The sequence below is a fragment of the Gardnerella sp. KA00390 genome, assembly GCF_049244075.1.
Lineage (GTDB): Bacteria > Actinomycetota > Actinomycetes > Actinomycetales > Bifidobacteriaceae > Bifidobacterium > Bifidobacterium vaginale.
The window spans coordinates 1454118-1470693 of record NZ_CP058372.1 but is presented as its reverse complement, the minus strand read 5'-3'; the positions used below and the strand labels follow the sequence as shown (position 1 = coordinate 1470693).

The 16576-nt window shown below is 39.9% G+C and carries 11 protein-coding genes; 9 read left to right on the top strand and 2 right to left on the bottom strand.

The features are described from left to right. Positions 1–157 precede the first annotated feature (157 nt). From HXT53_RS05680 to mmsB, 3 genes are all read left to right on the top strand, one after another. The gene (locus tag HXT53_RS05680; protein ID WP_004138575.1) at positions 158–1270 is read left to right on the top strand and encodes a sugar-binding protein; all 1113 of its coding nucleotides are present in this window, start codon (positions 158–160) and stop codon (positions 1268–1270) included. 131 nt (positions 1271–1401) lie between these two features. Then, positions 1402–2946, top strand: a complete 1545-nt coding sequence (locus HXT53_RS05675) for a sugar ABC transporter ATP-binding protein (protein ID WP_032834003.1) — start codon at positions 1402–1404, stop codon at positions 2944–2946. Between the two features lie 66 nt (positions 2947–3012). Next, positions 3013–4242 (top strand): multiple monosaccharide ABC transporter permease, encoded by a 1230-nt coding sequence (mmsB, locus tag HXT53_RS05670; RefSeq protein ID WP_004116257.1) that lies wholly within the window; start codon positions 3013–3015, stop codon positions 4240–4242. Between the two features lie 198 nt (positions 4243–4440). Here mmsB and HXT53_RS05665 read toward each other — a convergent pair whose 3' ends face one another. Beyond that, the gene (locus tag HXT53_RS05665; protein WP_421780156.1) at positions 4441–5949 is read right to left on the bottom strand and encodes a xylulokinase; all 1509 of its coding nucleotides are present in this window, start codon (positions 5947–5949) and stop codon (positions 4441–4443) included. Between the two features lie 235 nt (positions 5950–6184). On the opposite strand from HXT53_RS05665, the gene HXT53_RS05660 reads away from it, so the two are divergent. From HXT53_RS05660 to HXT53_RS05645, 4 genes are all read left to right on the top strand, one after another. Continuing rightward, a complete protein-coding gene (locus HXT53_RS05660) occupies positions 6185–7420 on the top strand; it encodes an ROK family protein (protein WP_421780154.1) in 1236 nt (411 codons plus the stop codon). Between the two features lie 491 nt (positions 7421–7911). Continuing rightward, entirely contained in the window at positions 7912–9207 is a 1296-nt protein-coding gene (locus HXT53_RS05655) for a hypothetical protein (RefSeq protein ID WP_421780152.1), read from the top strand. A gap of 342 nt (positions 9208–9549) precedes the next feature. Further along, positions 9550–11235, top strand: a complete 1686-nt coding sequence (locus HXT53_RS05650; protein WP_421780150.1) for an ATP-binding protein — start codon at positions 9550–9552, stop codon at positions 11233–11235. Between the two features lie 298 nt (positions 11236–11533). Beyond that, complete coding sequence (locus HXT53_RS05645; RefSeq protein WP_004116604.1) at positions 11534–11992, top strand: Panacea domain-containing protein; 459 nt, start codon at positions 11534–11536, stop codon at positions 11990–11992. 278 nt (positions 11993–12270) lie between these two features. On the opposite strand, the gene HXT53_RS05640 is transcribed toward HXT53_RS05645, so the two are convergent. Further along, positions 12271–12924, bottom strand: coding sequence for a biotin transporter BioY (locus HXT53_RS05640; RefSeq protein WP_032834152.1), 654 nt, complete (start codon positions 12922–12924; stop codon positions 12271–12273). A 150-nt stretch (positions 12925–13074) separates the two neighbouring features. Between HXT53_RS05640 and HXT53_RS05635 the strand changes: the two genes are divergently transcribed. Both HXT53_RS05635 and HXT53_RS05630 read left to right on the top strand, forming a co-directional pair. After that, a complete protein-coding gene (locus tag HXT53_RS05635; RefSeq protein WP_004138642.1) occupies positions 13075–14922 on the top strand; it encodes an acetyl/propionyl/methylcrotonyl-CoA carboxylase subunit alpha in 1848 nt (615 codons plus the stop codon). Continuing rightward, the gene (locus HXT53_RS05630) at positions 14919–16571 is read left to right on the top strand and encodes an acyl-CoA carboxylase subunit beta (protein ID WP_116692299.1); all 1653 of its coding nucleotides are present in this window, start codon (positions 14919–14921) and stop codon (positions 16569–16571) included. The genes HXT53_RS05635 and HXT53_RS05630 overlap by 4 nt, the downstream gene beginning before the upstream one ends. The last annotated feature ends 5 nt before the right edge of the window (positions 16572–16576 follow it).

The following is a 16576-nucleotide window of genomic DNA, read 5'->3' as shown; positions in this document are numbered from 1 at the left end:
AGTTGTTGCGTCATTCTCTTCCTTCCTCCTAACTTGGCGTGTCGCTCTGATTTTTCGGGGTGACACGCTTGGTTGTATGTAAGTATTTGAAAAAGATATTTTACAATTTGTCGTTATTTACTAAATAATATTCCGTTCAAAGCCGAAAGGGATAATGATGAAAAAGTGGAAAAAGATCATTGGTATCGCTGGTGCGTTGGCTATGTTGTTGCCATTTGCTGCTTGTGGAGCTCCTTCTACGCGTGGTGGTGCTAGTGGGGCTGTTAATAAGAGTGGAAAGATTAGTGTTGGAATTTCTATGCCAGAACAGCAATTGGAACGCTGGCAGATTGACGGCGAGAATCTTAAGAAAGAACTTGAGCATTTTGGCTATAAGGTCACCCTGCAATATGCTGATGGTAAAACTGATTTACAGTCTTCTCAAATTCAGAATATGGCAAATCAAGGTGCAAATTATGTAGTTATTGCATCAATCGATGGAACTGCTACTGGTGCTGCTGCTGAGCTTGCTGAGTCTAATGGTGCAAAAGTTATTGCCTATGATCGCTTGATTATGAACACCGATGCTGTTGACTATTATGCTACATTCTCTTTGACAGATGTCGGTCGCATGCAGGGAGAGTACATTGTAGACAAGCTTGGTCTTAAAGAAGGTAAAAAGGGACCATTTAATGTCGAATTGATGTCTGGATCTCCAACAGATAATAATGCTAGATATTATTATGAAGGTGCTTGGAAAGTGCTAGAGCCTTATTTTAAATCTGGTGTCTTGAAATCTAAGTCCGGCAAAGTTCCAAAGAGTCTTGATGATTGGAAGTCAATAGGTATTGACAATTGGGACAGGCAAAAGGGACAGGCTGAAATGGAAAACCGCATTAATTCCTTCTATAACGATGGTACGAAGTTAGATGCAGTTCTTGCTCCAAATGATGCTATTGCGTTGGGTACTGTTAACGCTGTTGAGTCTGCTGGATGGAATTATTTCCCAATTATTACTGGTCAAGATGCTGAAAAGGCTAATGTTGCTGCAATTGTTCAAGGCAAACAGACTATGACAGTGTATAAAGATACGCGTAAGCTCGCTAAGGCTACAGCAAAAATGATTAAAGATCTTGTTGATGGTAAGAAGCCAAATACAAAGGATGTCTTTAATAACGGTAATAAGGATGTTACTTCTATGCTTCTGTCACCAGTATCTGTAGATAAAACGAATGCCAAGAAAGAGCTTGTTGATTCTGGCTATATTTCGGCAGCTGATGCTGGTTTGTGATACTAGTCGAGCACTCGGCTGCTAATCAATTATGTAGCTGAGTGCATTTGATACTGGTTCAGTTACGACAATATCGTATTTCATTAAGAAAGGAAAAATCAGTGACTGACAAACAAGATGTCATCCTTGAAATGCGTCATATCGTGAAACGTTTTGGTTCGGTTACAGCGCTTGAAGACGTAACATTGAAAGTTCGACGTGGACAAATATTTTCAATATGTGGAGAGAATGGCGCTGGTAAATCGACGTTGATGAATGTTCTTTCTGGCGTATATCCTCATGGAACGTATGAGGGAGACATTATTTATGAAGGTAATGTTTGTAAATTTAAAACGATTCGTGATTCTGAGGCAAAAGGAATTGTTATCATTCATCAAGAGTTAGCTTTAGTGCCGTATATGAGTATTGCTGATAATATTTTCCTCAGCAATAGGATTAAAAAGGGAATTGCTATAGATGATACTGAACAATATCGTATTGCTCGCGAAGTTATGAAAACTGTTGGATTGGATGAAGATCCAAGTAATCTTATTGCTAACATTGGTGTTGGTAAACAACAGCTTGTTGAGATTGCAAAAGCTTTGACTAAAGATGTAAAACTTTTAATTCTTGATGAACCTACTGCAGCCTTAAATGATGAGGATTCTGCAAATTTGCTTCATCTGATTGATCGTTTGCGTCGTGAGCGTGGTATTACAGCTATTATTATTTCCCATAAACTTAATGAAATAGCTTATATTGCTGATGCTGTACAAGTGATACGTGATGGTAAGACAATTACTCATATTGATGTTGATGATCAGCATCCATTGGATCAAGATGAGTTGATTCGCCATATGGTAGGTCGTCCTCTTACTAATAGGTATCCTGAACATGTTGCAAAAATTGGTAATGAGGCTTTTCGAATAGAACATTGGAAAGTGCATCATCCGTTGGACGAAAAACGATTAGTTGCTAATGATGTTAGTTTCAATGTGCGTAAGGGTGAGATTGTTGGCTTAGCTGGATTGATTGGTGCAGGACGAACTGAAACTGCGATGAGTGTTTTTGGTCGGCAATATGGCACTAATGCATCTGGTAAATTGTACTTAGATGGCAAAGAGGTTAAATTCAATTCTGTTCGTTCTGCAATTGATCATGCTGTGGCATACGCTACAGAAAATCGTAAAGTTTACGGATTGAATTTATTAGCTTCTATTCGAGAAAATACGTCGTTAGCTAATTTAAAGTCAGTTAGTAATCTGGGTGTTATTGATAGACATAAGGAAGCGAAAGTTGCTGAAGAATATCGTCACGATTTTCGTATGAAGTGTAACACTATTGAAATGCCTGTTGGCAATCTTTCAGGTGGTAATCAGCAGAAGGTTGTATTGGCAAAATGGGTGGCAACTCAGCCTAAGCTTCTTATCCTTGATGAGCCTACGCGTGGCATTGATGTAGGCGCTAAGTATGACATTTATGAGATTATCGACAAGTTAGCGGATTCTGGTAGTGCAATAATTGTTATTTCTTCGGAATTGCCAGAATTGCTTGGTATATGTGATCGTATATACACGATGAGTCAAGGCAAAATTACAGCTTGTTTGAATGCTCATGAGACAAATCAAGAAGAATTAATGAAGTATATGACTTGTGATGTTCCATTGGAATATGAGAAGTCATTTACCGTTGAATAGTTCAATCTATCAGATTTTATTAGTAATTAAACTTCGCATCGTTGCGTAGCAAAGAAAGAGGATATTATGTTTGGATCAATATCTGCTTATTCAAAGAAGAAAAATACAGCTATTGGTGCTCCTGGATTAAAAGAGCTATTGCTGGGGAATGCTCGTTCTTACGGTATTTATCTTGCTCTCGTTGCTGTTATCATTATTTTCCAAGTGTTGACTGGAAATAGGTTGTTGTATCCAAATAATGTTGTTGCATTATTCCAACAAAATGCATATGTTATGATTACGGCAATCGGGATGCTTATGATTGTTGTTGCTACACATATTGATTTATCTGTTGGATCTGCTGTTGCATTCATTGGCGGCTTAGGTGCCTTTGCTATGAAGCATTGGGGAATGAATTGGATGCTTGCAATCGCTTTCATGCTTTTTATAGGTTTACTAATAGGTGCTTGGCATGGATTCTGGGTAGCGTATGTTGAAGTTCCTGCATTCGTAACCACTTTAGGTGGCATGTTGATCTTTAGAGGTTTGGCAACTGTTGTTGCAGGCGAGTCTATTCCATTACGTTCTCGCGAATTCAGAGCTATTGCAAAAGATTATCTTCCTAATATTTTTGGATTCTGGGGCGGATATGATGGATTAACTATAGTTGTAGGTGCTCTTGCCATTGTAGGTGTAATTGTTGTGCAACTGCGTAAGAGAGCGAAGTCGTTGAAGACTGGATTATTGATTGAGCCACTTTCGTTTACTATTACGAAAATTGTTGTATCTGTTGCAGCTATTGGTTTTATCACTTATTTATTGGCATCTTCTGGAAATTCTCAGCAAGGCGGTATTCCAATAGTATTGGTTATTATTGCGGTTCTCGTTGGAGTTTTTTGGTTCGTGTTGAATCGCATGATTTTTGGTCGTGATATTTATGCTGTTGGTGGAAATAGAAAAGCAGCTATTCTTTCTGGCATAAATACTAAATTGGTTGATTTCAAGATTTTCTTAACGATGGGTGTTCTTACAGCAATAGCGTCTGTTGTAACATTGTCTCGACTTGCATCTGCTACCGCTGCAACTGGGCAAGAATTTGAGATGGATGCTATTGCTGCATGCTTCATTGGTGGTGCTGCTGTTTCTGGTGGAACTGGTACGATTCCTGGCGCTATGGTTGGTGCATTAATTATGGGTGTTCTCAATCAGGGATTGTCTATTATGGGTGCGGATGCCGCTATTGTCAAAACTATTAAAGGTTTGGTGGTTGTGGCTGCTGTTGCTTATGATTTGATCAGCAAGAAACGCAAAAAGTAATTGTATTAATTAAAGTACTTAAGTAGTTTTAGTAATTATTGTAATTAAATTATTGTAATTAAAATTGTGCATGTATCGTAAGGTGCATGCACTTTTTATATTTTTAAATACACATGCATATATTAAAATGCCCTGTTATGTTACATTGAACAATGTGCTATAACAGAGCATTTTCAAATAAATGTCTTATTGGAATATTTATTTTTCTAAGTTGCGGTAATGTAAATACTTTTTATATATTTCTTCGTTAGGTTCTCCAGACAAAGTTGTTTCTATTTCATTCTGCCAAATAGGTGGATACTCTTTACCTGAAAGGGTCCAAGCTGCTTGTCTTGCAGCACCGATAGTAACATATTCGTCGGTTTTTGGTAAAGTGACATCACTTCCTAATATAGATGGTGCTAATGCTCGTATTGCTGATGATTTTGCGCCACCTCCAATTAGTAGAATCTTTTTTACTGTGACTCCTAGTGATTTTATTAATTCCAAACAATCGCGCTGAGAACATAACAATCCTTCTGTAAAAGCGCGCGCTATGTTAGAAGGTTTTGTGTTTGCTAATGTTAGCCCATATATACTAGCTGTAGAATTTGGTCTATCTGGAGTGCGTTCTCCGTCAAAATATGGTATAAGTGTAATTCCTTGTGCTCCTGGTATGCTTTGTGCTGATAGATTTGCGAATTGTTCGTAGTCAACGCTTAGCGCTTTACATCCAGCGTCTATTATTCTCGAACCATTAATTGTGCATGCTAATGGAAGCCAGTGCCCAGTGCAGTCGGCAAAACCTGCAACTGCAGTAGTCATATCGTATATTGGTGTTTGACAAACGGCTGCGGCTACTCCTGATGTTCCTAGTGATATAGATACATCTCCAATTCCCATGTTTAAACCCAAAGCAGCCATAGCGTTATCTGCGCCTCCGGGAGCTATTAAGCATCCTCCAGCTACATTTTTACCTGCTATTTCTGGATCTGCATATGCTCCTATTTCGTTAGGGTTTAAAACTTTAGGTAAAATTACATCGTCTCTACCGAATGCAAGTTTTATCAAATCTCGTCTGTAGTTATTAGTGGTTGAATCAAAGTATCCTGTGCCAGAAGCATCTGAGCGATCCGTGAAAAGTTTATCAAGTCCAATAGTATCCCTATTAGAAGGATTAGAAGAGCTAGATGGACCATATCCTGCAATTCTCCAGCTTAGCCAATCGTGAGGTAAGCAAATAGCCGCTACTTTATTTGCTAGTTCAGGTTCATGATTGGCTACCCAAGCAATTTTTGTTACAGTGAATGACGCTACAGGGGATAATCCAACTGCACGAACCCAGTTACGCTTTCCTTCAAGGGTTTGGCTTTGTTTATCAGTGTTTTTTTCTGATTTACCTTGTAGGCTCTCGATTAACTGTGCAGCCTCTGGTGCTGAGCGAGTATCATTCCATAGTAGTGCATCTCTAACAATGTTTCCTTGCTTGTCTAGCAGTACCATACCATGTTGTTGACCTCCGACTGACAGTGCGCTGACGTCATCTAGTCCTCCGGCTTGTTCTTTTGCTTTTAGGAACGCTTCCCACCACCTATCTGGGTGTATGCTGGTTCCTTCTGGATGTTTTGCTTGTCCGAAACGTACTAATTTTCCTGTTTCGGCATCTGTAATTCGTATTTTTGTTGATTGAGTTGATGTGTCAATTCCAGCAACAAGTATTTGTTTCATAGTTACTCCTGTGTAGACTGTTATTCTTTTTGACATTTTTATTTTTTCTATTCATCTGAAGGCAATTGCGCAAACATTGCACTCGCTGATTTGCAATTAGTTAGATGAATGAACTAAGCTAAAGCTTAGCACGGTTTAGGAGAATTTTCTATTAGTATTGTGACCTATAGGTTGGTTACTTGTCCGTTAGATTTATGTGTTGTATTAGAATTTGTCCAGTAATGAAAGAGGTAGTATGTCAGCTTTACGAAGTATAAATCAGGATGATTTGCGCAATCATAATTTGTCTGTTGTTTTAGACACTATTTTGCGTTCTGTAGAGCCTATGACTCGTGCAGAATTGGCTCGCGCAACTGGTTTAACCAAGGCTACAATATCTTTGCTTGTGCAAATACTTATATCTAGTAGGGTTCTTCATGAGGCGGATAGTGTTTCTGTGCATTATGGTCGTCCTGGTACGTCACTCGCTGTTAGCGTTGGAAGTTTTTGTGCTTTTGGATTACAAATAAATACTGATGGTTATGGTTTTGCTGCTGTTGATATAAATGGTGATGTTATTGACGAGCAATGGGTTGATTGCGATATGGAGCAGCTCACCGCTAATGAAGTTTTTGATAATCTAAATAATATTGTGCTTGATAGTGAAACAAAAGCTAGAGAATTAGGGTACATTATACTCGGCGGTGCATTAGCTTTGCCTGGTGTTGTGATTGATGGATCTATCTTGTTGGCGTCGCCGAATTTAGGATGGAAAAACCTTAATCTTGGACAATATGAGCTTGTTAAGAGACTTAATGTGTTTGCTGCAAATGAAGCTAATCTTGCGGCTATAGCGCAGATTCCTGGTTTTGCTACGCAGCGTAAAAACGATAGCATTATGAAGCCTTCAGATTCTTTTATATACATATCAACAGATATTGGTATTGGTGGTGCTGTTGTTAGAGATGGACATGTTGTTTATGGTGAAAATGGTTTTGCTGGAGAAATAGGTCATGTGTCTGTGTCTTTAGATGGTCCTGTTTGCAGGTGTGGAAGACGCGGATGTTTGGAAGCGTTTGCTGGTAGGAGAGCATTGGTTGAAACTGCTCACATTGCTAGTGGGTGTGATGCAACAAAAATTGAAGCTGTAAATGTTTTACTTGAACGTTGGAAATCTGGTGATGAGATAGTTGTCAGCGCTGTCGATAAAGCAGTAGAAGCTTTAGTATCTGTAATTGGGTCTGCTGTTAATCTACTGGATATTAATACGGTTATTTTAGGTGGTATTTGGCAAAGATTTGGTGTTTGTCTTACGCAAAGAATTAGTAAAGAACTTACTTCTGAAGTATTATGCAGCGAAGCTGTGAATGTTAGAGTATTAATGTCAGAAGTTGGTGGAAGGTCTGCATTGCTTGGAGCAGCACAAGTCGCGCTTCGAAGGTTTATTGATAAACCATTAGATTATATTGAGCAATCAAGCATTGACGAATGAAGTGAGAATTTATAATTTTAACTTTTGCAATAACTATCTTGTTTTTATAGTAGTTTTCTTGTTTTTATCGTAATTTTGTTTGATTGTAGTTGTGTATATGAGTCTGAATAGATATTGTTGTGTAGTTTTTAATAGCAATAACTATTGCCGTGTGGCATATGACACGCCAATTAAATGCAAACCTTAAAAAAACCTGAAAGAATCTTAAAAAAAGTCTATATACGGCGTGTCTTGGATATTTTTCTGTTTTTAAATATGATTAATCGTAATTTTTATGTTTTATTGGGTATATTATTGTGATTTTTCAGAAAAAATTCAAAACAAACCTGAATGTAAGCTGAATGTTTTGGTTGATTTTTGTTAAAGCATGTTGTATCTTTTGAATCAGCAACCAGTGAATCCCTAGTTCAACTGGTGCTACGCGGGAAACCGCATAAGGCAAATTCTTTTTCGTGTTCCTAGCACGGAGGAGAAGAAGAAAGGAAATTAAAATGATGAATAAGAAGGCTATCGCCGCTTTCGCTGCTGGCGCTACTTTGCTTGCCGGCTTCGCAATGGCAACCCCAGCAATGGCTGATGCTGATACTGATGCTAAGATTGCAGATCTTAAGACGTCTATTGCTCTTCTTGAAGCAAAGATGAAGAATAACAATCTTAAGCCATCTGAGGATGTTCTGAACGCTTATAATCAAGCTAAGGCTGAATTTGATAAGGCTGATAAGGCTTTCGATGCTGCTTATGCTGCTTATAACGCTGGATATGCTGAGTATAAAGCAAAGCAAGGCAATGATAAAAAGACGACTGATGACTTCGACAGCGAAGATACTGATAAGACTTACGGAGCTGAAAAGAATCAGAGCGGTAAGGACTTGAATACTGCACTTACTACCGCGCAAGATGCTTATAACAAGGCTAAGGGAGAATTAGATAAAGCTAAGGAAGCGTTAGCGGCATATAATTCTGGTTATACTCAGGATGTTGCTAATCTTAAGGCTTTGAAGGAAGAGCTTGCTAAACTTGTTGGTGGTAAGACTACAACTTCACAGCCAACTAAGCCAGGTGAAGCAAAGCATGTTCATGTGAAGGCTGCTGATAAGGCTAAGGCTGTTGAGGCTGTGAAGACTGCTAAGTTGCATCTTGATGATGCTTTTGCTGCTTATACTAAGGATTATGCTGAGTATGAGAAGGCTAAGGCTACTTTGGCTGGTAAGGTAGCTGCTCAGGAAGCTGCTGAGAAGGCTTTGAAGGCTGCTCAGGATGCTTTGGAAGCTTATAATGTTTCTGCTAAGAATGATTCTGTTTTGGCTCAGCGTCTTGCTGATGCTGTAGATCGTGCTCAGGCTAAGGTTGTTTTTGCTGTTGCTGAGACTGCTAAGGCTAATAAGGATTATGCTGAGGCTAAGGCTAAGGCTGTTGCTTCTACTGCTAAGTATAATGCTGCTTTGGCTGAGTACAAGGCTTGCTATAACGATGCGGTGACTTTCGGTGTTGAGGCTTCTCAGCTTCCTCCTGTTGTGACTTCTGATCCTTTGGCTCCTAATTTTGAGGATGTTCCAGGTGCTACTAAGGCTATGAATGATGCTGCTAGTGGCAAGCTTGGTAAGGCTGCTCAGCAGGCTGCTGCTAAGAAGGCTGATGCTAAGGGTGAGCTTGCTGCTAAGGGTGCTAAGGGTCATGGTAAGTCTGGCGAGAAGCTTGGTAATGCTGGTGTTGGTGTTGCTTTGACTGCTTTGGCTGCTTCTATGCTTGCTGGTATGGGTGCTGCTGTTCGCAAGATGCGTCACTAAGCATTATTTGAACTTGTCTTTGGTCTTAATTGGTTGTGGTTCTATAGCTTGTTAAGAATTATCTAAAGACTTGTTCTTAGTGTATACGAAATTAGTAAAGGGGTGAGTGGTTAATATAACCATTCACCCCTTTGCTATAAAACTTCCTATGGCTTTGATTTTTATAAAAACGGTTATAAAATAACGAAAGTGGTACGTTGTTGTGCCACGCGCTTTCGTAAGTGTAAAAGTAAAAGAGAGTTATACCAACTGAGGTTCATAACTATTAAATAGTGCAATTAAGATGTTGCTGCGTTTTTTAGTTAAAAATTTTAAGTATAAATATTATATAGAAGGTTTAATATGCAAATAAAAACTGTTAAATTGAAGAATTTTCGCGGTTATAAAAATGAGACTACAATTAACTTCGAGAATCTAACAGTATTAGTAGGAAAAAACGATTCAGGGAAATCCACTGTTCTAGAAGCATTAGATATATTCTTTAATGATGGTAAGAATATAATCAAAATAGATAAAAATGATGTAAATGTTAGATCTAGAGAAGATGGAGATTTAGAAACAGTTATATCAGTAGTTTTTACAGATTTACCTAAAGAAATAGAAATTGATTCATCTTTTAAAACATCATTAAGAAGAGAATATTTATTAAATAATGATGACTGTCTAGAGATAATAAAGAAATATCATGATGGCGGCTCGCCAAAAGTGTATATTAAAGCTAAGCATCCAACAAATGAAAATTGTTCAGAATTATTACTCAAAAAGAACACTAGTTTAAAGAGTATAATCAAAGAAAACAATATAGAGTGTTCTAATATGACAGTTAATTCTATAATGAGAACTGCAATTTGGAATTATTATGAAAAACATGACAAAGATGGTCTCAAATTAAGAGAAGTAGAAATAGATGCTTCAAAAGAAGATGCTAAGCAAATATGGGATAAATTATCTATAGAAATGCCAGTTTACAGCTTGTTCCAAGCAGATAGATCAAATACAGATAGTGATTCAGAAGTACAAGATCCATTAAAAGAGGCTGTAAAACGTATACTTAGTGATCCTGAAATTAAAGCAATTTTAGAGCGAGTTTCCAAAAAAGTTCTAGAAAACTTGCGTGAAGTGTCAAATAGAACACTAGAAAAATTGAAAGATTTAAATTTAGAAGTAGCTACCAGCCTATCACCTGTTATACCGACTGCAGATAAATTAAAGTGGTTCGATGTATTCAAATCTGTATCTATTTCAGGAGATGACAATATTCCAATCAATAAAAGAGGTAGTGGAGTAAAAAGATTAATACTTATCAGCTTTTTCACAAGTGAAGCAGAAAGATTGGCTAAAGAAAGCAAAACATCTCAAGCTAAAAACGGCATAATTTATGCTATAGAAGAGCCAGAAACGTCTCAGCATACGAATAATCAAAAGACATTAATTGAATCTTTTATAAAAATAGCCAAAGAACCAGGAGCACAAGTTATATTAACAACCCATAGCGCGTACATTGTTAAGAAATTAGATTATGCCAATTTAAGAATTATTAGTGATAATAAAAATAATGAAAAAGAAATTCTACCCGTAAAAAAAAGTTGTTTAAAGTATCCTTCATTAAACGAGGTAAATTATTTAGCCTTTAACGAAATAAGTGTAGAGTATCACGATGAACTATATGGTGAGTTGCAATTTGAATGCAGAGAAATATCTAGAAGAAGTAATAACAATCAAAAAGACGGTAAATCTGATAAAGGTGCTACTAAGAGGATTAACGAAAAGGATTTTGACAATTGGTTAAACGAAAAAGGTATCAAAAAGAATAAAGACTATAAAAGGGATGATGGTGAGGGTACTTACAAGGTAACGTTGCAAACATACATAAGAGATCTTATTCACCATCCTGAAAATAAGTCAAATCGTATGTATACCGAAGAAGAATTGTCAAAGTCAATAGAAGAAATGAAAGATATTTATATTAATCTTAATGGCAAAAATAAAAATAGTAGTGATATCGTGGATGAGCGAAGAATAGTATAAATTCAATTTATTCAGGTTATTTTTGCTTAATCTTATGCTCTTGTTTACACTAATAGGTTTAAACAAGAGCATAATTGTTTGTGCTTAGTGCGTATAAACATGATAAATTGTTAATCAAATAATGTATAAAATAATGTTGAGAAAATCGTAAAAGACGCAATCATTTTTTAAGTAAAAATATTTTTAGTGCTTTGTTGGTTGGTAAATAGTTTTATGTCGACCAATTCTATTTTTATAGATTAAAAATATGGTGTTTAAGTATACTATAAAATATTCGCTGTTTAAAGAGGAGGTGCGTATGACAACAATTTTTAATGTGGCTGCGTATATCCTTGAGCTTACTGGAACTGTTACTACTATGAAGTTGCAGAAGTTGGCTTATTATTCGCAGGCTTATTGTTTAGCCACTACTGGAAATCCGTTGTTTTGTGAGAATTTTCAGGCTTGGAGAAATGGTCCTGTAGCTCCGACTCTGTTTAGTCGCCATCGCGGTAAGTTTTTGATTCGTAAAGGCGAGATCAATCTTTCGGATATTGAGCAGTCTGATTCCAATATTTTAACTGACGATCAAAAGCGTATTATTGAGAAAGTATGCGATAAATTTGGTGCGTATACTGGCAGTCAGTTGAGTGAAAGAACGCACAAAGAAGCTCCATGGAGTGATTTGCGTGAAGGTGTTGATGACTCGGCTGTTTGCTCTAAAGTGATTACCAAAGATTCTTTGAAAGAGTACTATACTCGTAATCCTTTGTTTTAATGTTGTGTTGTTGATTACGCTAGTACGCGTTCGTTTATTTTTGCCCGCGTTTGTTGTCGAATTTGCTTAAAAAGGGAACAAACGCGGGATTATGGATTGCGCGATTAGCGTTTAGAACAAAAAAGACCGCAGCGACGAGACTGCGGTCTTAGATAGTTAGCGCGTTACGCTTGCGATTAATTGCGCATTACGATTAGTCACGCATAACGCATCACGATTAGTCACGCATAACGCATCACGATTAGCGCATTACGCATTACGCGATTTATCGCAATTAATCACGCATTGTGATTGCGTTTAAACGCGCCATACAATCCTGCGCAAGCAGCGCTAGCGATTGCAGCCTTAATAATATCGCCCACAATAAAGCCAGTAGAAGCAACGGCGATTGCCAAAACAGGCAAGTGCATCATAAGCGATTGGCCTACAAATCCAAATGCGTAAATCACAAGAGAACCAACAACAGATGCGGCAAAATACGCGCCAAATCGTGCAAATTTCTTAGCAACAGAATCCTCTGGCATAGCGGCATTAACAACGCTTTCGAGCGCAGACTTTACGAGCGCAATCGCAGCTACGCCGAACACGAATCCAACAAGGAATCCAACGCTAGGGCCTGCAAAAGCCACAACGCCACTCTTTCCGCCTGCAAACACTGGCATTCCAGCAGCACCAATCGCAAGGTACATAAGCACAGAGCTAACAGCCTGACGCCAAGTCAAAGTAAGACCTGCCAAAGCCAAAACCAAAGTTTGCAAAGTTACAGGAACAGGAGTTCCAGGAATCGGCAATGCGCCAGCCATAGTTGCAGCGCTAATAAGAACAGTAAACAAAAACGCCTTAGCAAATGGAACAGCCAAACGATTAACGTCAAAAGCCTTAGATGCAACTGCGCTAGAATTTGCATCAGAGTTAGATTCAAAATTAGCCACGATATCCTTCTTTCGTATTGTTTTTCGTTGCTGAATCAAAGATTAGACAAAAATCACCAGTCGCGCGTTGGAGAAGTTTACAAAAAATCGCATAATGTTTTGTTCAAATTCACGGATACTATAAGCCAAATTTCCTATAACTTGTAACGTATGGTTACGAATATCAAAAAAATACTTGTGGCAAATCGCGGCGAAATCGCGCTTAGAGTGATTCGCACTGCTCAAGAAATGGGAATACAAACTGTAGCTATTTATGCGGCATCCGACCGTCAAGCACAGTATGTTGAGATGGCAAGCGAAGCGTACGCGCTTTCTGGAGACACGTACAGAGACACTTATTTAAACGAAGACGCGATTATAGACATTTTGCATAAAAGCGGAGCGGATGCTGTGCACCCAGGCTACGGATTTTTATCGGAAGTAGCGAGTTTTGCGCAAAAGGTGATTGATGCTGGCGCTGTGTGGATTGGTCCGAAGCCAGAAGCTCTTATTGATTTAGGGGATAAGATAACCGCTCGCCGCGTGGCAACTCGCGCTAAAGTGCCGCCCGTACCAGGCATATCGGAGCCTGTAAAAGACATTCGAGAATTGTTGACTTTTGCGCAAACACACGGCTACCCGGTTATGATGAAGCGCACGGATGGCGGCGGCGGTCGCGGAATAACCGTTGTGCACAACGATGACGAGCTTCGCGGATTCTACATGAACCACGACGCTTTGCAAGGCGGCGACCTTGACGAGTACTTTATTGAGCGTTTTATAGACAAGGCGCGCCATGTGGAAACACAAGTTGGCCGCGATTCGCATGGAAACTTCACCATATATTCCACGCGCGACTGCTCGGTGCAGCGCCGAAACCAAAAGTTGGTTGAGGAAGCACCAGCGCCATTCCTTACCGATGACGAGAACGCGCAGCTTCACCGATATTCTCGTAACCTATTTGAAGCTGTTGACTACGTTGGTTTGGGCACGTGTGAATATATGGTGACATCTCAACACAAGGTTTACTTCTTGGAAGTGAACCCACGATTGCAAGTTGAGCACACAGTTAGTGAGGAAGTTAGCGGACTAGATCTTGTGCGCGAACAGCTTACGATTGCCGACGGCGGTGAGCTTACGCAAAATCACCCTTCGCGCGGGCATAGTTTTGAGCTTAGAATCACTTCGGAAGACCCAGCAACGAATCTTACGCCTAGCGCAGGCACACTAACAAAAATCGAGTGGCCATCTGGACCTGGAATCCGTGTGGATTCTGGAGTAGAAGTTGGAGATAGCGTGTCTCCAAAATTCGACTCCATGATGGGCAAGCTTATTGTTACGGCTCAAAATCGCGATGCGGCGATTGCTCGCGTAAGACGCGCGCTTAAGGAGCTTTGCATTGAGGGAGTGCCCACTCCTGCTAAGCTTTTTGAGCAAATTTTTAACGATCCTGATTTTACAGCGCAAGATCACGATTTTGATATTTCTACAAAATGGCTTGAACACAAGTATTTGAACCGCACTGCTGCAGCGGCAAATGGCGGACAGCCTGCTTCTTTGGATTCCAATAAGTCTGGTGAAGACGCGCAAAATAAGACAACTAAAATGGAGTCTTTTGTAATAGAAGTAGACAATAAGCGCGTAAAACTTACGATTCCGCAAGATATTGTAGACAATCTTACTGGCTCTGCGCGAGTTAGAGGCACAGTTCGCGCATCGCAGCCGCTTAGAGGACGAGGATTAAGAGGAGATACTCACAAGTCGGAAACTCCAAAGGATGCTCCTGGAGTGATTTCTGCTCCAATGCAAGCTGTGATTACACGCGTAAACGTTGCGGAAGGTCAGAACGTAGCAAAAGGCGATTTACTTGCTGTTCTTGAATCTATGAAAATGGAAAACTACGTTTATGCACCTGCAGCTGGCGTAGTTACTGGCATTTTTGTAGGGCCTGGAGATGGTGTAGAAGCAGGCGAAAAGCTTGTAACAATTGACGTGACTAAAGGCGGTAGTGCAAAATGAGTGCGCTTACTAAAGATGCTACACAAGTTGCAAAAGATGTTAATAAAGATGCTGCGCAAGTTAGTAAAGACGCACAAACTATGCAAAATGCGCAGCCTACGCAGCCTCAGCGTGGAAAAGCAGCCGTAGAACACGCGGCTCGCCTTGCTAGAGACGCCGAGCAGAATGCTTTAGAGCGCCAGCATGCAAAGGGAAAATCCACAGCAAGAGAGCGTTTGGATTTGCTTTTTGATACGGGAACGTTTGAAGAGATCGGCCGCTTTAACGGTGGAGACATAAATAACGATATTGCAGGATGCGCTGTAATCACGGGCTTTGGCGAAGTATACGGCAAAAAAGTGGCAGTTTATGCGCAGGATTTTTCCGTTCGTGGCGGCACGCTTGGACGCGCTGAAGGTCAGAAAATTTGTCATCTTCTAGACATGGCGTTGCAGCTTGCAGTTCCAGTTGTTGCGCTAATCGACTCGGGCGGCGCTCGCATTCAAGAAGGCGTTAACGCACTTACGCAATATGGCAGAATCTTCAAAAAAACTTGTGAAGCAAGCGGTTTAATTCCGCAAATCTCACTAATTCTTGGACCTTGCGCTGGTGGTGCAGTTTATTGCCCTGCTCTTACGGATTTTATAATCATGACTCGCGAACATTCCAACATGTTTGTAACTGGTCCAGATGTTGTTAAGGCTGCCACAGGCGAGTCGATTAGCATGGACGATTTGGGCGGTGGATATGTGCATAACTCCACTTCGGGCGTTGCTCACTATTTGGGTGAAGACGAGGCGGACGCCATTGACTACGCGCGCACAATCTTGGCTTATTTGCCGCAAAATTGCAATCAAAATCCGCCAACATTCGCATACGCTGCCACGCGCGCAGACAGAGAAACCGCTAAGCAGCTTGCGACTATTGTTCCAAGCAATGATCGCCAGCCGTACGACGTTTTAGACGTTATTCGCGCAATCGTAGATTATGGCGAATTTGTGCAAGTTCAAGAGCTTTACGCAGCATCCGCAGTAGTCGGTTTTGCTTGCATAGAAGGTCATCCTGTTGGAATAGTGGCAAATCAGCCTAAAGTCAATGCTGGAATTCTAGACGTTAATTCTTCCGAAAAAGTAGCGCGATTTGTGCGATTGTGTGACGCGTTTAATCTTCCTGTTGTAACTCTTGTAGACACTCCTGGATACAAGCCAGGGTCGGATCAGGAGCACGCGGGCATTATTCGCAGGGGAGCAAAAGTGATTTACGCGTACGCAAACGCGCAAGTTCCGCTTGTCACTGTGATTTTACGCAAAGCTTTTGGTGGAGCATACATTGTAATGGGCTCAAAGTCTATGGGTGCAGACTTTAACTACGCTTGGCCTACTAGCCAGATAGCGGTTTTGGGTGCTCAAGGAGCTGTGAACATTATTCATCGCAAGGATTTGCAAAAAGCAAAAGAGCGCGGACAAGATGTTGACGCTTTAAGAAAAAAGCTTGTTGAGAATTACGAAAATACCACTGTAAACGCGAATCTTTCTCTGGAAACTGGCCAGATTGACGCAATGATAGATCCAGAGCAAACAAGAGACGTTATTGCTAATTCTTTGAAGATTTTAAGAAGTAAAAAACGTGTTTCGAGAACAGGGAAGCATCATGGAAACCAGCCAATGTGATTTGG

Excerpts from the sequence above, each read along its gene's own strand:
- HXT53_RS05680 (WP_004138575.1), top strand. The coding sequence starts at position 158 with ATGAAAAAGTGGAAAAAGATCATTGGTATCGCTGGTGCGTTGGCTATG.
- HXT53_RS05675 (WP_032834003.1), top strand. The coding sequence starts at position 1,402 with ATGCGTCATATCGTGAAACGTTTTGGTTCGGTTACAGCGCTTGAAGAC.
- mmsB (WP_004116257.1), top strand. The coding sequence starts at position 3,013 with ATGTTTGGATCAATATCTGCTTATTCAAAGAAGAAAAATACAGCTATT.
- HXT53_RS05665 (WP_421780156.1), bottom strand. The coding sequence starts at position 5,949 with ATGAAACAAATACTTGTTGCTGGAATTGACACATCAACTCAATCAACA.
- HXT53_RS05660 (WP_421780154.1), top strand. The coding sequence starts at position 6,185 with ATGTCAGCTTTACGAAGTATAAATCAGGATGATTTGCGCAATCATAAT.
- HXT53_RS05655 (WP_421780152.1), top strand. The coding sequence starts at position 7,912 with ATGATGAATAAGAAGGCTATCGCCGCTTTCGCTGCTGGCGCTACTTTG.
- HXT53_RS05650 (WP_421780150.1), top strand. The coding sequence starts at position 9,550 with ATGCAAATAAAAACTGTTAAATTGAAGAATTTTCGCGGTTATAAAAAT.
- HXT53_RS05645 (WP_004116604.1), top strand. The coding sequence starts at position 11,534 with ATGACAACAATTTTTAATGTGGCTGCGTATATCCTTGAGCTTACTGGA.
- HXT53_RS05635 (WP_004138642.1), top strand. The coding sequence starts at position 13,075 with ATGGTTACGAATATCAAAAAAATACTTGTGGCAAATCGCGGCGAAATC.
- HXT53_RS05630 (WP_116692299.1), top strand. The coding sequence starts at position 14,919 with ATGAGTGCGCTTACTAAAGATGCTACACAAGTTGCAAAAGATGTTAAT.